At 49.5% G+C, this 17,032-nt stretch carries 15 protein-coding genes; 4 read left to right on the top strand and 11 right to left on the bottom strand.

Going from position 1 to position 17,032, the window contains the following annotated elements:
- Positions 1–45 precede the first annotated feature (45 nt).
- The 5 genes from PAEVO_RS05205 to PAEVO_RS05185 form a co-directional block, all read right to left on the bottom strand.
- Positions 46–1,149 (bottom strand): ABC transporter permease, encoded by a 1,104-nt coding sequence (locus PAEVO_RS05205; RefSeq protein WP_165789610.1) that lies wholly within the window; start codon positions 1,147–1,149, stop codon positions 46–48.
- Entirely contained in the window at positions 1,149–2,429 is a 1,281-nt protein-coding gene (locus PAEVO_RS05200) for an ABC transporter permease (protein ID WP_100536579.1), read from the bottom strand. Before PAEVO_RS05200 ends, PAEVO_RS05205 begins: the two co-directional genes overlap by 1 nt.
- Before the next feature lie 16 nt (positions 2,430–2,445).
- Positions 2,446–3,378, bottom strand: a complete 933-nt coding sequence (locus PAEVO_RS05195; RefSeq protein WP_100536578.1) for an ABC transporter ATP-binding protein — start codon at positions 3,376–3,378, stop codon at positions 2,446–2,448.
- 189 nt (positions 3,379–3,567) lie between these two features.
- Positions 3,568–4,200 carry a response regulator gene (locus PAEVO_RS05190; RefSeq protein WP_100536577.1) on the bottom strand — a complete coding sequence of 211 codons (633 nt, stop codon included), beginning with the start codon at positions 4,198–4,200 and terminating at the stop codon, positions 3,568–3,570.
- Positions 4,197–5,384, bottom strand: a complete 1,188-nt coding sequence (locus tag PAEVO_RS05185; protein WP_243390630.1) for a sensor histidine kinase — start codon at positions 5,382–5,384, stop codon at positions 4,197–4,199. Before PAEVO_RS05185 ends, PAEVO_RS05190 begins: the two co-directional genes overlap by 4 nt.
- 465 nt (positions 5,385–5,849) lie before the next feature.
- On the opposite strand from PAEVO_RS05185, the gene qoxA reads away from it, so the two are divergent.
- The 4 genes from qoxA (at position 5,850) to qoxD (ending at position 9,743) form a co-directional block, all read left to right on the top strand.
- The gene (gene qoxA / locus PAEVO_RS05180; protein WP_100536575.1) at positions 5,850–6,854 is read left to right on the top strand and encodes a cytochrome aa3 quinol oxidase subunit II; all 1,005 of its coding nucleotides are present in this window, start codon (positions 5,850–5,852) and stop codon (positions 6,852–6,854) included.
- A gap of 63 nt (positions 6,855–6,917) precedes the next feature.
- On the top strand, positions 6,918–8,861 hold the full coding sequence (gene qoxB / locus PAEVO_RS05175) for a cytochrome aa3 quinol oxidase subunit I (RefSeq protein WP_100536574.1): 1,944 nt from the start codon (positions 6,918–6,920) through the stop codon (positions 8,859–8,861).
- Positions 8,858–9,454 carry a cytochrome aa3 quinol oxidase subunit III gene (qoxC, locus tag PAEVO_RS05170; RefSeq protein ID WP_100536573.1) on the top strand — a complete coding sequence of 199 codons (597 nt, stop codon included), beginning with the start codon at positions 8,858–8,860 and terminating at the stop codon, positions 9,452–9,454. Before qoxB ends, qoxC begins: the two co-directional genes overlap by 4 nt.
- A gap of 1 nt (position 9,455) precedes the next feature.
- Positions 9,456–9,743 (top strand): cytochrome aa3 quinol oxidase subunit IV, encoded by a 288-nt coding sequence (gene qoxD / locus PAEVO_RS05165; protein ID WP_100536572.1) that lies wholly within the window; start codon positions 9,456–9,458, stop codon positions 9,741–9,743.
- Positions 9,744–10,146: 403 nt separating this feature from the next.
- Here qoxD and PAEVO_RS05160 read toward each other — a convergent pair whose 3' ends face one another.
- The 6 genes from PAEVO_RS05160 to PAEVO_RS05135 form a co-directional block, all read right to left on the bottom strand.
- Positions 10,147–11,316: a cell wall-binding repeat-containing protein gene (locus PAEVO_RS05160; protein ID WP_243390849.1), complete on the bottom strand. Its 1,170-nt coding sequence runs from the start codon at positions 11,314–11,316 to the stop codon at positions 10,147–10,149.
- 78 nt (positions 11,317–11,394) lie between these two features.
- Positions 11,395–12,645: a DHH family phosphoesterase gene (locus tag PAEVO_RS05155; RefSeq protein ID WP_100536570.1), complete on the bottom strand. Its 1,251-nt coding sequence runs from the start codon at positions 12,643–12,645 to the stop codon at positions 11,395–11,397.
- A 177-nt stretch (positions 12,646–12,822) separates the two neighbouring features.
- On the bottom strand, positions 12,823–13,161 hold the full coding sequence (locus PAEVO_RS05150) for an antibiotic biosynthesis monooxygenase (RefSeq protein WP_127591088.1): 339 nt from the start codon (positions 13,159–13,161) through the stop codon (positions 12,823–12,825).
- A 149-nt stretch (positions 13,162–13,310) separates the two neighbouring features.
- Positions 13,311–13,565 carry a rhodanese-like domain-containing protein gene (locus tag PAEVO_RS34165; protein WP_243390629.1) on the bottom strand — a complete coding sequence of 85 codons (255 nt, stop codon included), beginning with the start codon at positions 13,563–13,565 and terminating at the stop codon, positions 13,311–13,313.
- Positions 13,566–13,826: 261 nt separating this feature from the next.
- The gene (gene bioB / locus PAEVO_RS05140; protein WP_100536568.1) at positions 13,827–14,825 is read right to left on the bottom strand and encodes a biotin synthase BioB; all 999 of its coding nucleotides are present in this window, start codon (positions 14,823–14,825) and stop codon (positions 13,827–13,829) included.
- A 202-nt stretch (positions 14,826–15,027) separates the two neighbouring features.
- The gene (locus PAEVO_RS05135) at positions 15,028–16,953 is read right to left on the bottom strand and encodes an LTA synthase family protein (protein ID WP_100536567.1); all 1,926 of its coding nucleotides are present in this window, start codon (positions 16,951–16,953) and stop codon (positions 15,028–15,030) included.
- Between the last annotated feature and the right edge of the window lie 79 nt (positions 16,954–17,032).

Below are 17,032 nucleotides of genomic sequence, written 5' to 3'. Positions count from 1 at the left end.
TTTATCAGCGTGCCCGCTCCATAATCTCTAATCTATACCTGTCACCTACACATGACGCCGTTCCATCAGATTAATTCCTATGCCCATGCACAATACCCCAATGAGCAGCAATTTGGAAATCGGGATCCAGAGATCCGCGATGCCATAACCGTACACAGCTATTCCCGTTAATGCTTTCATGGCATGAGTCAGCGGTATGACTTCCGCGATGCCAAGCAGAATCGGATTGGTGATCGTGCCTGGAGGCATATATACCCCGCTGATGAGCGGCAGGATCGGAATGATGGACGGAAACAGCGTCCCAAACTGCTCGGGCGACTGCAATAGGCCGACAAAGAGCATGGATAACGCGACGATAGTCAGTATATAGATCACAATGACCAGCAGCAGCAAGCCGTAATGGTCTCCAAGGTCGAAGCCGAAACCATACCGAAAGATGAGCAGCACGATGATGATCTGCAAGACGCCGATCAACGAGCTGTATAACAGGTGACCCATATACATCTCCGTTTTTCGAACAGGAGACAGAATCAGCCGATTCCAAACGCCGGAGGTTTTATCCTTCGTAATCGTGTTCACCTTGAAACCAACCGTAAACATGACTAAGAATAACGAAAATCCAAACAGCAGCTGAAGTCCCATATCATGACGAACGAGTTCTCCCCCACCCTGCGACTCGGATTGGAGACGCAAGGGTGGTTTCTCCATATAAGCATAAACGTGCTCGCGGAATTTCGCTTCATCTTGCACGTTTGCCGCTGCGGCCCGAAGCTGCTGTTCTCGTTCATATACCGTACGGAGATGCTGGTCAGCCAGCTGGACGTATGGGTTATCCATTGCGGCTATGATGCGATAATCGTCAGAGACCAGCTTCACGGCGAGATCCGCGCGTCCCTCGCGCACTTTTTTTCTTGCGGCCTGTTCATCCTGAATTCGAAATTCGAACGTATCGTTTTGATTCAGCAATTCGATCCACTTGGCCTCAGACTTTTCCACCGCCCCGTCTTCGGTGAAGATGTCAATCTTGATCTTGCTGTCAACGCTCCCTCCGAACATAAGCGTAGCTAATATGCTCAGACCGATGAACATGATGATCATCCACGGATTTCGCTTTTCTTTCATCCATTGCGATAATAAGATGGGAGCCATCAGATCCGCCCCCTTCTTGGAAAGATCCATAAACTCGCAGCTAGAATAACGATGAAGAATACCCCTTGGTACAGAATCGGCAGCCATAGCTCTTGAAACGGACTGCCCTGAATCCACTGAATCATGGACATTAAGGCCAAGCCGTTGGGGGTTACGCTGCCGATGTTCATGAGCCAATCCGGCAAAATATAGATCGGCACCAGATTCCCTCCGATGACGCCGAGCACAACAAGCAGTATGAATGAAATGCCGGTTGCCACATCAGCTTCCTTCATTCGGAACAGCATCGCTGTATAAAGCGCGGATAACGCCGCGACCGTTAGGCACAGCATGAAGATGAGGAGGGTCAAACCGATCCAGAAGATCAGGGATTTCCCCGGAAAAAGCTGAAACAGAAAGTGTGAGACCATGATCAGTACCCAAGATTGAAGCAAAGACATGCACAAGGTCGACCCAACCTTGCCGGACAAGTAGCGAAATGGATGGGTTCCGGCAAGAAGGAGACGCATAAATACCATCTCACGCTTTTCCGTGATCGATTTGGACGCCGTTGTTGTGGAGACGGACAGCGCAAAAAATATACTGACCGCCAGTGCGTAATATTGGAACGAGGTGATCATGTCCACACCTTCGATTTGTTCCAATCCGCCGACAGGGCTGTTCGCCAGTGCAAGCTCGCCCTCCCCCTTGCTTTCCTGTCCTTCCATTCCGCTGTCCAGCGCAGCCTGATAATTAACGGCACCTAAAAATCCATCCAGCATATTTTGCAGAATATTCACTTTCATCGAATTCTCTAGCGCCGTTAAAGTCAGAACCGCACCGTCCCCCTCATGCAGGAGAAGCTTGTTAAGTGCAGCCAGCGTATATGCCTCAGGAATGGTTATGATGGCCTCCACTTTCTCTTCCTTCAGCTGTACTTGGGCAGTCTGGTCATCCAATGCAGCAACTTGAAGAAATTCTTCAACCTCATCGTCACCGAACATATTCATTAATAGGGCTTCCGGTTGGAAATTCGCGGCTGCTTTACTCAGTTCGTTCTTCTCTTCCGTACTGATCGACATATTCTTTAGGCTTTCTTGAAAGGCATGGACTCCCTCTTCATGTCGATCCTTCACGACCAATGCGACGCTCATCTCAAGGGATTCATTCGAATTCTCTATCCAATTCGGCAAGGCAAATCCGAGAACCAGGATTAGCGCTAATGGCATAAACAAAGCAATCAGCATCTCTTTCCGGTCTCTCCAATAGACGAGAAAGTCTTTTTTGAAAAATACGCCCAAACGTCCGTCCCTCCTCTCAATCCCGAAGCTTGCGGCCGGTCAAATGAAGAAATACATCCTCGAGACTTGGCGACTGGATATGAATATTCTGAATCTGTACCCCAAGGCGTTCCGCAGTCTGCACGATCCCGGACAGAATGTAACTGTTCTTCATGACAATGAGCCTCAGGCCATGATCCGTCTCCTCAACCTGCCTGACGCTTTCAATGGATCGAAGCTCCTCGGCCAGCTCCGGATTTGGGCGATTCAGCTGGATGATCAGCGTATCCTCACCGGACAAGATGTGCTGCAGCTCCTCCTTCGTGCCTGAAGCGATAATCCGCCCGTGATCCATGATGTACATCCGGCTGCACAGCTGCTCTACCTCTTCCATGTAATGGCTTGTGTACAGTACCGTTGTCCCGCTGTCCCGGTTTAAACGCCTGACGGTTTCAAGAATATGATTGCGGGACTGCGGATCAATGCCTACGGTCGGTTCATCCATGATGACGATTTGCGGATCATGCAGCAGAGCAGCTGCGATATTGATCCTCCTCTTCATGCCTCCGGAATAGGTTCTAATTAACTCCTTTTGGCGATCCCGAAGGCCGACCGTCTCAAGCAGCTCCTGAATTTTTATCTCCAATTCCTTTCCGTTCAATCCATATACGCGCCCGAAAAATTTAAGGTTTTCATACGAGGTCAATTCCTCATACAAGGCAATTTCCTGAGGCACCACGCCTAATACGGTGCGAATGTCCTGCGGATGCTTAAGCACGCTTTTGCCGTTCAGGCGTACATCGCCGCCCGTCGGTTTCAGCAAGGATGATATCATGGAGATGGTTGTCGATTTCCCGGCGCCGTTCGGACCGATCAATCCGACGGATTCCCCCCGGTCCAGATACAGGCTGACTTCCTCCACAGCAGTCTTGCCCTTAAACACTTTTCGAAGTTCTACGGTTTCCAGCATCATGTCTCCCCCCGTTCTCGATATGAACACCTAAGCTGTCTTGGTGCCCTTCGTTCATATCGTCCACAGCTACAAGTGTATATGCAAAAAGGCAGTGCCATCACTGCCCTCGGTCATTGCTTTGATTCCGAACCATGACTTCCGTCATGTTAGATTCGGATTTAGCAGGGTATCGCCTTCTCTCGCGAATCAAACCACATTGTGCCGTATGGCATAAATCGCCAGCTGCGTCCGGTCTCTTACATCAAGTTTGTCCATAATCTGGCTGACGTGATTCTTGACCGTTCCGATCGACAAACCCAGCTCGTCTGCGATTTCGCGGTTGCTGCGCCCTTCCCCTACCAGACGTATGATGGACAGCTCCCGCGGGGTAATCGAAGCATCAACGACGGGTGCTTTCTTCTCTTCCAGAAGTTTAGGAATCACCTTGGCCGCCACATCCTCCTGGAGCGACAACCCGCCGCTCAAGCAGCTTCGAATCGAGCGAATCAACGCCTCCGGCTCCGCCTCCTTCAGCATGTACCCGCTAGCCCCGCTCTTTAGCGCCTCGACCGCATACTGGTCGTCGTTAAACGTCGTCAGCATCAGCACTTTCGTCTTTGGCCATCGTGAACGTATGATGCGAGCAGCCTCCAATCCGTTCATCTCCGGCATTCGGATATCCAGCACAACAACGTCAAAGATATGGTTTTCGCATAATGCTACAGCCTCTTTGCCGTTGCCAGCTTCACCGGCAACCAGCATATCCGAATCGCTTTCGATCATCATCTTCAGACCTTGACGTACCATGGCCTGATCCTCTGCCAATAATATACGTATCAGCGGACTCCCTCCTCTATGAACTTGGACATGAATAACGTTCCGCGAACGATAAATTGGTTGTCGTACTGAGAGATTTGAAGCTCGCCCCCAGCCTCTTCCATTCGCTCTCGCATCGCTTTTAAACCATAGCCCTCCCGGTATGTATCGCGTCTCTGGTGATACGGATTGCTTACCTCAAAACGAAATATCCCGCCTCCAGGCGCTTCAAACATGATATGCACTTCTCGCATGCTCCCATGCTTCATCGCATTGGTCATGGCTTCCTGAACCGCACGGTATACCGCAATGGATTGGATATTGTTTAAAGGCACAGTAAGTGCTCCATGCCGCGCCGTTAGCGTTACGCGCATAAAGCTCTCGGATTCCAAGCGCCGGAGAAGTCCAATGATCGCGGGCAGTCCGCTGGTCTCCTGCTGCTTCATGGATTTCACCGCATTCCTGGTCTCCTCCAGACTTTCCTTTGCAAGGGCTTTGAGCCCCTTCAGAACCTCGGCGGTTTCCCCGTCTGCCTGCATCCGGTGCATCTCCAGCTGCATGAGCAGCGCCGTTAATTTATGCCCGACGGAGTCATGGATATCGCGACCGACCTGAGTCCGCTCCTCCTGCCTCGCATGCTGCTCATCCGTTATAAGACGACGTTTCATATTACGGTATTCACTGAGCAGCGTTTCATTTCGAACCGCCGACTCATCATAACGGGACCAGATGGTGCGGAACAGGGTAAGAGCAATTGCGAGAATAACAGAGTAAAGCACGAGAAACAGCCATGGTAATCCGGAGTATCCTAACAAGCCGGGTGCGATGGCACCTGCGGTCAGGACTAAACCTATGCAGGCGGCATGAACGGCGGAGAGCCGATACACGGCTTTTCCCGCAAGAATGGAATAAACCAGCAGAATATATGGGTCAGTTGCACTCGTAGTGGTCGGCCATAAGGAGATCACGGAACATAATGACGCAATGAGCAGTGTGATAAATAGCATTGCAGGCTTGGCGCGGTATAACGGCGATAAAAAAAAGCCAGTGAAGAAAATGGCGCTGCTCCCCAATCTCCAAGGCAATTGATCCGGATTAACATGCTGGAGTACTGGAATGAAGGCGCATAGCCAGCTTAAAAGAAGAAATAAAAACCATATCCAGAACGACCGCACATGCTCTCCTCTCTTTCCTATCAAGAGTTTCACAATTTACAATAAAAAATACCGTTCCAAATTTTAGTTATATCATATCACAAGCCTATTCGATACTTTTGGGGAAATAAGTAAACTGGAAATAAAAAATCGCTTCGATATTATTGTGAAAAAATATACATACAGGCCTAAACCCTTATCAATACTGGGATTTATTCGACAAGCTCAGAGGGCAATCACAGCGAAAAACAGGCCTAAAATTGTGACGAAACTGGTAACTCTCGTGAAAGTTTGAACAATGTATGAACTGCCCCGAAACCGCGCCACTACAATGATTTCGCTCACAACCATCCCCTTTTGTAACAATTTGAACACATAAAATTACATACATTGACACGAATATGGATTTATCTGTTAATTATACAAGTTTATGTGTTTTGCAAAGCCGACCGGAACTTTCTACTATAGATGTGTCAGTAACATTGAATCGAACGAACGTTTCAAGGAAAGGGGTACATCATGAACAAAAGAGGGCCGTTATTTGCATTGTTTTTAGGCTTTACCTTGCTCTTATCGGGATGCAGCTCGCTCACGGTATTAGATCCGAAAGGACCGGCTGCCAGAACCCTATCCGATACAATCATATTCTCCATTCTCATGATGGTCGGAATTCTAGCGGTAGTTTACGCGCTCTATATCTACATGCTCACCAAATACCGAGCCAAGAAATCCAACGAAGGTTACGAACCGCCTCATGAAGAGGGTAACAAATGGCTGGAGATTCTGTGGACTGCCATACCGATCCTGATCGTTGCCGTGCTATCGGTCGTAACCGTCAAAACGACGGTGGCCGTCGAGAACGTGCCGGAAGGTTATGAGAACCAAGAGCCTTTGGTCATTTACGCTTCCTCTTCGAACTGGAAATGGCATTTCAGCTATCCAGAAGAAGGAATTGAGACCGTCAATTACGTCAACATTCCAACCAATCGTCCGATTGAGTTCAGACTGTATTCATTCGGTCCGATCACGAGCTTCTGGATCCCTCAGCTTCACGGGCAGAAGTACGCGATGAGCGACATGATCACGAAGCTGAACATGGTGGCCGACGTACCGGGTTCCATGATGGGCCGTAACGCGAACTTCAACGGCGAAGGCTTTGCCCATATGGAGTTCGAAGCCCTTGCCATGACCTCGGCCGAGTACGATGAGTGGGTTAAGGATGTAAAGGACACCGCGCCTGAACTGAAGGAAGACGAGTTCAAGAAGCTTCTGGACACCGCGCATGTCGGACGAATGACCTTCTCCAACACGCATCTGGAATTCAGCCCGCCGCCATCCGAAGACCATCACCATGGCGGTGATGTCAACGGCAATGAGGAGCATCAGGACCATAAAGACGTCCACCCGGATCCTGCAACAACGGAAGAAACGGAATTTGACAGCGAAACGAACGTGGATCCAAACGAACCGCTGCCGAACTTCCCGGCTGAAGAAAGCCCAAATCATCAACATGAAGGACATTAAATCGGTGAGTGAATCATGGTTCGCCCGATCTACTTCATACATCCAGAAAGGAGCTAGGCCTTTATGAAATGGGACGAATTTTTCGTTACCGGTGATCCGTTAATTTACGGCGCCATGGTGAGTATCGTGCTCGTCTCGCTCGCAATCCTCTTCGGTTTGACCTATTACAAGAAGTGGGGATATATGTGGCGGGAATGGCTGACAACCGTGGATCACAAAAGAATCGGGGTCATGTACATCATCTGTGCATTGATCATGCTGTTCCGCGGGGGCGTCGACGCGATCATGATGCGCGCGCAGACCGCCGCACCGGAGATGAAGTTTCTGACCGGTCAGCATTATAATGAAGTATTCACGACTCACGGGGTCATCATGATCCTTTTTATGGCCATGCCGTTTATCTTCGGTCTGATGAACGTCATCATTCCGCTTCAGATCGGTGCCCGTGACGTAGCTTTCCCTAAACTGAACGCAATCAGCTTCTGGCTGTTCTTCGCCGGAGCCATGCTGTTCAACATTTCCTTCGTTATCGGAGGTTCGCCGGATGCCGGCTGGTCCGCTTACTTCCCGCTGGCCAGTATCGAATTCAGTCCGACGGTCGGCAACAACTACTACTCTCTGTCGCTACAGATTTCAGGGATTGGTACCTTGCTGACAGGCCTTAACTTTATCGTAACGATCCTGAAGATGCGCGCGCCGGGCATGACCCTGATGCGCATGCCGATGTTCACATGGTCGGTATTGATTACTTGCGTCATCATTATCTTTGCTTTCCCTGTGCTTACGATTGCGCTCCTGCTTATGATGTTCGACCGCATCTTCGGTTCGCAATTCTTCACGATGGCCAACGGCGGCATGGATATGCTATGGGCCAACCTGTTCTGGGTATGGGGACACCCTGAGGTATACATTGTCATTCTACCGGCTTTCGGTATTTTCAGTGAGATTATCTCAACTTTTTCCAAAAAGAACTTGTACGGTTACAGCTCCATGGTATTGAGTATGGCGATTATTTCCGGCTTGTCCTTCCTGGTATGGGCCCACCATTTCTACACGATGGGTCAAGGGGCCATGGTCAACGGCTTCTTCTCCATCACAACGATGGCGATCGCCGTACCGACCGGGATCAAAATATTCAACTGGCTCTTCACGCTTCGCAAGGGTCGAATCAGCTTTACGACGCCGATGCTCTACTCCCTTGCCTTTATTCCGATCTTCACGATCGGCGGCGTAACCGGCGTCATGCTGGCGATGGCCAGTGCAGACTATCAATATCACAATACGATGTTCCTGGTTGCCCACTTCCACTATGTGCTCATTCCAGGCGCCGTATTCGCCGTCATTGCAGGTTTCCATTACTGGTTCCCTAAAGTGTTCGGCTTCCGTCTGAACGAAAAGCTTGGCAAAATCGCATTCTGGTTCATTGCCATCTCATTTAACGTAACGTTCTTCCCGATGTTCTTCCTGGGACTTATGGGGATGACCCGTCGTACGTACACCTATTCAGCTGAAACCGGCTTTGGCCCGCTGAATATGCTGTCGATGGTCGGCGCCGTCGGCCTGGCGATCGGATTCATCATTCTGGTATACAACATCTACTGGAGTACACGTTACGAGCCGCGCGATAAAACAGGAGATCCATGGGATGCACGCGCACTGGAATGGTCTACGCCAAGTCCGGTTCCTGTATACAACTTTGCAGTAACGCCGAAAGTCAAAGGCCGCGACGCCTACTGGTTCTCGAAGAAAAACAACGAGCCGCTTTCAGATGAGAAAATTACGAAAATTCACATGCCAAGCAACACCGGTAAGCCGTTTATACTGGGTATCGCCTTCTTCTTCCTTGGCTTCTTCCTGGTATTCAGCTGGTGGATTCCATCCATCGTTGCCGGTATCGCGGTATTGATCATTATGGCTACCATGTCCTTTGACCGTGATCACGGGTACTACATTCCGGTTGAAGAGATTGTTCAAACCGAACAGAAACTGCGGGGTGATACGGTATGAAAATAGATGCCACTCAGCCGCTGGAATATGGAACAGAGGAAAACCGTAATCGTATCTTCGGCTTCTGGCTGTTCCTCGGAGCTGAAATTGCGCTCTTTGCTACCTTGTTTACCGTCTACTTCGTTCTCGTAAACCGCTTTGCCAGCGGTCCGAGCGGAGCGGAAATCTTTGAAATAACACCGGTCCTGCTTGAGACGTTCCTGCTCTTAACGAGCAGCTTCACGATCGGTTTGGCTGTTCATGCGATGCGTCTGGGACTGAAAAAGCAGACGATGATCTTTATGGTCATCACCCTGCTGCTGGGTGCGGGCTTCCTTGGGATCGAGATCTTCGAATTCTTCACCTATGTACATGAAGGAGTAACGCTCTCAACGAGCGCCTTCTCCTCCAGCTTGTTCACATTGCTTGGCACGCATGGAGCTCACGTTACCTTCGGTCTCCTGTGGGGAACTGCCATTCTGATTCAACTTAAAAAGCATGGGCTGGATCATTCCACAGCCAACAAGTCCTTTATCTTCTCGCTCTACTGGCACTTCCTGGACGTTGTGTGGATCTTCATTTTTAGCTTTGTGTATCTGAAAGGACTGATGTGACATGATAAAACAGCTGTTTCCAATTAAGCATGTAGCGGGTTATATATCGTCTCTCGTCCTTTCAGCGGTTGCGCTCGTCGTTCTGCTGGATATGCCGGCAGCTTCGAAATTGGCCGTTCTGCTGGTTACCGCGATCCTGCAGGCAGCCGTTCAGCTTATGCTGTTCATGCACGTCGGGGAAAGTGATGACAAAAAGTCCGTTTACATCAACATTGCCTTCGCTTTGTTTGTCGGCCTTGTCACGATCTTCGGAACGCTGTTCATCTTCATATGGGGCTGGTACGCTTAAGACCCGCGAGTCTTTGTGAACTTGTAACGTAACGATGAACGTCCGCATCCCGATAATTACATCCAATAACAAAGAGGGTGTTCCAAAAGATCTTAGATCTGGCGGGATGCCCTCTTTTTCTACTAAGAGACGCTGCGTGTACGAATCGTTCCTCCCATCGCTGTTGTCCCCAAATTTCTTGGAATGGTTTGAAGTAAGGAAGAAATTCGGGGACAAAGGCAACCGCTCTCGCTTGTCCGGAATCGTTTCGTCTTCTCCGCTACGTGGTGCGGAAACATACTTTAGACAAACGAAAAGAAACCGTTTCTTGGTAAAATGGAAGTGCTACCCGCCATTTACGAAAGGAACGGTTTCTTTACATTCAATACACCATGGGCCCTGCCAATGGTCTTGGAAGACGACATTAGTCACGCCCTGCATCCATATCCAAAATTTCATCAATCTCACTCTGGAGCTTCGTGGTCAAGGTCTGTTCGTCTCCAATGATCCAAGCGTGATTATAAGGAGCTTCCAGCGGAGACGTGCTGCTCTGATGCCGTATGGATTCTACATACTTCGTAATGGAGCGTGGCACCCCGTCGCGTTCCGTAAACAATAAAGGTGCTCGCTTACCCATATGGGACAAAGGAGCAGCTGCTATGGACAATACGGGTGAATCTGGTGTCGAGAACGAGAGGCTGTATCCGGGCGATTGAACGCCCCAACCAAAGCCTGTTGCGGGATCATGGAACTGTGCAAAATGAATGGCGTTCTCGAATGGGTCATCCCCGGATATTCGCGTTACCTTCCCATATTGCTGCAGCTCGTCCTCTACGGCCCGGGATACCACCTTTTCCGGGCCGATAATATAAATATTCGCTTTTCCTTTTCGCTTATGAAGCGCCTGTACCGTCTCTTCAGGCAGATTCTTCTCGCGGACATACAACATCGTTTCCGGCATATGCGCAATCCAGCTCACCGCAGGGAGCGTATAGTCCGGACGATCCATCGATCCGACAATAACCGAGGTGGGTACAGATCCGGATACTTTAGCGGCGTATTCATCGATAGCGGCTGCAGCTTCTTCAGGTTCCCCGGCAGGAATGTGATCGGTCTTATATTCAAGCCCGTTCAGCTCCTTCATCACCCTGTCCGAGATCGGGCCGACGGTGATAATCTCAATGCCCTTGTTATGCTCCGATCCCCTTGGCTTCAACCGTCTCAGCTCTTCCAGTGTCTCCTTGGGAATCCCCTCTTCTTCCACAAACAGCAGAGGTCCCTCGTTAAGCTGCGTCAGATCGACGCTCACAGCCGCTATGGACCAGTGAGCCGAATCCACCAGGGTCACCGTCTGCGGACGACTATGCTCATTCGTGGACTGCCACAGCGTCTTGGAGGTCAGTACGGCCGCACTTACAGGATCGGATGTATTCAATCGGATGGTGTTCTTCGTAGCAGACCAAGGTACAGGAACATCCTTCAGCAGCTCTTTGCTGTGAACAGCCGAGGGAATGGAGGGCTCGGAATGACTTTGCGTTTGACTCCATGCGAGAATGCCTGCCGTTAACAGGGCAAGAGCCCAGCCGGCGATCATTTTTTTCACCGTAAATTCCTCCTGTCTCACAAAAAAGGTCTCTAGGATAGATCTCTTCCACCCTTGATGCTGTTACAGCTACAGATCTTCCATTAACTTCTCCTCATCCATATCCAGTGGCAGACCCAGGCGGTCATTGGATCGGTTTCGCATCCATTGTTCCTTCAGCATCTTCACAAACACGTCATCCCTGGACAGCCAGACGCCATACTGCCGCTTCATGTGCCGCTCTGCCTCCTCGAACGATCCGAACCGGAATGGGAGGGGTTCTCCATTCCACTCGACAATCCATTCTCCGGCGTTGGCATAAACAAACAGCAGATCCTCGCCCCAGCTTTCGTACAGAACGCCGGACTCCGCCCCCTTCATGTTGAACTGATTCCTCGAAGCATCGAACCGGATCGGTTCCAGCTCGAACGGATCAGCAGCAAATAACTGATACACTTCCTCCGTAATCGTGCACCCCGCTGCTTTGGGATGGCCGCCTCCTCCGTACCTCATCGCCACTTCGGACACATCCACGTGATCATGAATCGTGCGAAGGCTCATTTTCCTTCCCCCCATGTTCAAGATGGCAATGTAGTCAAGGTGGGGATATGTCGTTCCCAGCTCGCTGGCAAGTTCAGAATGATAGGATTCGGCATACACGATGCCTACGCAATGCTCCCCCACGAAGGTCTGAATGAGTTCTCGCTGCTTGCGGCGGATATAACGATCAATTTTATTCTCTTCCATGTCCAATATTTTTTCTTCAAACTCATCAAAGAAGAAGCCCCCTTGCTCCCGCAGACGCTGCGTCATCTTGCTCTCAAATTCGTCAAGGGATAACATAAAGAACAGATCATTCAGGCGTTTAGCCTCAATCTTCTGGTTCTCTTCCCATTCCCATGTATCATAGAGGCGGACGAGTTCTACGAATTCGTCCAGCGCTTCACTTCTGCCCAGATGTCCATGCTCAATTAAATATTCGTAAAATAGTGAGGTTGCCGATGCCAATCGGCCGTCCCGATGCGTGATGTCCACTTGGCCCCAGCTATATTCATTCAAGTGAAGAGCCGTTTTGTGGTGATCGATCAGCTGCACCTGCCCTCCCTCTTCGACAAACACGTTCAGTTCCTTCTCCATATCCGGAGCGACCGACAAATCCGTAATAAACAACACATCATACGGATTTTCCTGCACGGAAGTCCGGTTCAAATACCTTGCAACTTGTTGATTCAAACCGTGAATGGAGTTGTAACGGACATCAATTCCTTCACCGAAAGCGCATTTGGCGATAATGCCGCAACCGACACCATCCAGATCATTATGGCTATATAGATGATACATAGGTGACTTCCTCCAAACAGTAGGTGGAATGATTAGCTGATCCTGTCTTTCATCCCTTTACGGTTCCCTAAAATCTGTCGTTTTAACCCTATTAACCCTTGTTGGCCCCACCCGAGGTTACCATGGAACAAAAAAAGAAGCGGTTCTAGCAGCCGCTTCTTTTTGGATCATATAATATTATGCCTGTTGGACAGGTCTCGGTCCTTTGGATGCCTTAACCTCATACATGCCGTGGCTGGAGCTGATCACATGCTCCGGCTGCGGCTTGCCGCGGTTATCACGGTGTCCTTGAATATGCGCGGGACTGGTTTCCCAGCGTTTCCACGCTTCTTTGGATTCCCAGCGAATCATGACGATGACTTCTTCGGTTTCGTCGGTACGCTTTGCATTCTTAACAAGGACGCTCAGATCGATGAAACCTTCAATTTCTTCAATAGGTCCCGGCTTGCTGAAACGCTCAACAACCAGATTGGACGTGCCTGCTTTAACAATAATCGTTTTCGTCTCGATCAACATATTCAACGAACACTCCCTTAGCGAAAATAACCGTACAAATGAACGATATTTATCCATTTTAAATGATAACGATTATCATTGTCAAACTCTATGCCTCAACCGAAAACTGAAAAAATCTGACCAGCAAAAGCCTGCTGATCAGATCATCATTAATTCAGTGATGCGTGCTGCATGGAATGGCAAGCCGTACAATCCTCCTGCAGATAAAAAAGCGAAGTAAAGCCGGCCTTCTTCAGCTTGCGCGCAGCGAGAATTCCATCCGAGCGCTTGGGCGTTACTATCACCACGGAGTCATCAGGTTTCAGCTCCTGCTCCCACACATACGGCAATCTGCCGAGAGAGATGTTAATCGTTTCTTTCCGCGGACAGGCCATATATTCGGATACATCGCGTACATCGAGCATTTTCAGATTCGGACACTCCTTCCGAGCCTGTCGAAGATCACTGCACTTCATGAACCGTAAACCAGTTATAGGTACATACCTGCGGTAATATAAACTGAATATAAATATAATCACAGCGGCAGATGCAATCAGCACAAAGCATTCCCCCATCATTGTCAAGTGCATCAGCTTGATGCTTGGTGGGAAGAGCATGGGACATTCTGTCCCCATTCCTACCCCTACGGGTATATAGTATGTGCTTCATGCATAAATGTCAATACATCATGACAGAGCGCATTCCTCAATTTCAAACCCTAGATCTTCAATCAATCCCCAGTCTGCGGTATGGGCCTGGCCTTCTGTCGTTAAATAATCGCCGATGAAGATGGAGTTGGCTGCATATAATCCCAGCGGCTGCAAGGAGCGCAGATTCACTTCACGTCCGCCAGCAATCCGAATCTCCTTCGTGGGGTTAACAAACCGCATCATCGCAAGAATCTTCAAACACATCATCGGCGTCAATTCCTTGCGTCCTTCAAGCGGAGTGCCCTCAATCGCATTCAGAAAATTGCAAGGAATCGAATCCGCTCCAAGCGATTTCAGAGCAAACGCAATTTCCACCCGTTCTTCCAGGCTCTCGCCCATTCCGAAGATGGCTCCGGAACATGGGGACATTCCGGAAGAGCTTGCCTGCTTCACGGTATCTAACCGGTCATCGTATGTATGCGTGGTCGTAATCTGCTCATAGTTATCTTTGGAAGTATTCAGATTATGGTTATATCGGTGCACGCCGGCATCGGCGAGCTTACGCGCATGGTCCTCATTCAAAAAACCCAGACAACAGCACACCTTCAGCTGTGTCGTTTGTGTAATCTCCTTCACCGCTGCGACTACATGATCAATCTCCCGATTGGTAGGACGACGACCGGAGGCAACGATGCAATAGGTTCCCGCCTTTCGGCGAACCGACTCACGCGCGCCTTCCAGAATTTTGTCTTTGGTCAGCCATGCGTATTTATCAATAGGTGCTTCCGACACGATGGATTGGGAGCAGTATCCGCAATCTTCAGGACACAGCCCGGATTTGGCGTTTACAATCATGTTGAGCTTGACCTTATTCCCGTAATACTCGCGGCGGATGCGATAGGCGGCCTGCATAACCGTCAGCAGTTCTTGATCCTCGCTGTTCAGAATTCCCATAGCCTCAATCGGCGTAATATCATGCCCTTGCACAACATGATCAGCTAGCGTCGCCCAATCATAATGGGTTTGAGTCGTCATATCTTCCTTCACCCTCTCCGTTTTATTGTCAACCATTTTTATTCATAATCAAGTTAACAATATGGGTAATAATAGCATAGATGACGAAACTGAGGCAATCCTCAATCGCAGCTTTACAAGAAAAAAAAGGACTGCTTCATCTATGCCTGCGTCAGGCAGGCTTGATGAAACAACCCTCTTCCTCGTTAACCACTCATTGGCTTTACGGCGCCCGTTTGGGCAGCATTTTCACGTATTCATCGGACATTTTCATCAGCTGCAATATATAGTCATAATCGCTGCGATACTGCGTGATGTCCGCTACGGGCTCGAGCGTCTTTAAGGAAACCGCCGTGCCGTCCTCAAACCCGTCCCCTGGCACAAACAGAATGTCGTTATTAAAGAAGGACCCCGTCGGCAAATAATATCTCATCCCGATTACATTGCGGTCCACATTCAGCAGGTCATGCCCAAATGCGTTAAAGCCTTCATCGTCAAGCGATACGCCTAAAAGATTTGCGACGGTTGGCAGAATATCGACCTGACCCCCTACCTGCTCGATGACCTTTCCTTCCTTCATGCCGGGTACATGAATGACAAGCGGGATGTTAAATCGGCTGACCCGCTCATGGTAAGGAATACCTAGCGTGGACGAGATCATATCGGCGTCGGCTTCTGCCGGATTGATGCCGAAGTGATCTCCGTACACAACCAGTACGGTATCATCCCACAACCCGTTCTGCTTCAGACGGTCAACCAGTGTTCCGAGTGCATAATCAGAATAATTCACCGACTTCAGGTAATTCCCCAGATGGGTCCCTTCCAGCTCAGCCGGCAGGGTGATCTTTGCAAATTCATCCTTCACATGGTATGGAGAATGGTTGGATACCGTGATGTAGTGGGCATAGGTAGGCTTGTTCTGCTGTTGATTCTCCAGCAGCTTGTCCACGCCGACACGGAACAGCTCTTCATCGGAAGGTCCGAATTCATTGAAGTTATCATTCGTGAAGTACGGCTTGTCGTAATAATGTTGAAAATCAAGGGCCGGGTACATCTTGCTCCGATCCCAGAACTTCACATCATTCACGTGGAATGTCGTCGTAACATAACCGTGCTTGTTCAAGAGCCGCGGCAGACCCGGCAGCTCTTTATGTCCGAACCCGGTGGACATCGCCACCGTTCCGGTTGGATAAATCGATGTATTGACCGCAAACTCAGCATCCGACGTGTTGCCTTGTCCAATCTGTTGGAAGACATGCGGGAAATACAGGCCGTCATCCGCAAGCTGGTTCATCACCGGTGTCAGCTCCTGGCCTTTCAGGGATTGACCAACCGGAAAATTCTGCAGCGATTCCATCTGAACGATGATCAGATTTTTGCCTTTGGCAGCGCCGAAGTAATCCGGCTTGTCCTTTGCTTCCTTAACGTAAGGATAGGTCGCCAGCAGCTGCTGGGACCGCAGAATGGTGTCTTGCAGACTCCCTTCGGCCAGCGCACGATTCTCCTGCGTATTCCGGATCACGGCGGAAACCTGATAATTCATGAATCCCATTTGCTCCGCTCGCACGATTTCATTCTCAATTCCCCATTCTTTGCGCATGATGAGTCCGGACAGAACACCCGCAATGACCAGTACAACCGTCATGGATATACGCCACTTCATTCCAGGCCTGCGCGAATAGGATGCGGAATAGCTGGAACGGACTCCGCCGAAATGCAATCCTCTTTGGGAGTGCGAACGAATTTTTCGAATCGCCCATATGACCAGTAGAACGAACACATCCAGGAAGAAAAGAAAGTGCTCCGGCTCTAACAAAGCCGTAATGCTGGCTCTCACCTGGTTTACTTGACCGATACCCGCAAGCGCGGTATACGTCGGTATGGACCCAAAATGAACGTTATAAACAGCGGACGCAAACATGATGAAAGATAATACGACATTTAGGATCACATAGACCATCTTTTTCCCTCTTACCGGCAGGATCAGCTCCAGAAAGCTAATCAGGGCCATCAGAGATAGCGCATCGGTAAGCACCTTACCCCATGCGACCCCATTAAACAGAAACACTCTTAGAAGGATCAACTTCAATAAGAGCGTCAAAAAAACGAGTATGCATAATTTCAACCTTTGTTCAAGGTAGCGTTCCATTTTCCATTCCCTCTTCTGTGTAAAAATAATGTTAAATTGCAGCTTCCATTATAACAGGAATGTAAACGTCAATCTAATC

The organism is Paenibacillus sp. GM2FR, from assembly GCF_002803325.1.
Taxonomy (GTDB): Bacteria; Bacillota; Bacilli; order Paenibacillales; family Paenibacillaceae; genus Paenibacillus_AQ; species Paenibacillus_AQ lautus.
The sequence above is the reverse complement of the archived record's forward strand: the minus strand, read 5'-3'. Positions and strand labels throughout refer to the sequence as shown.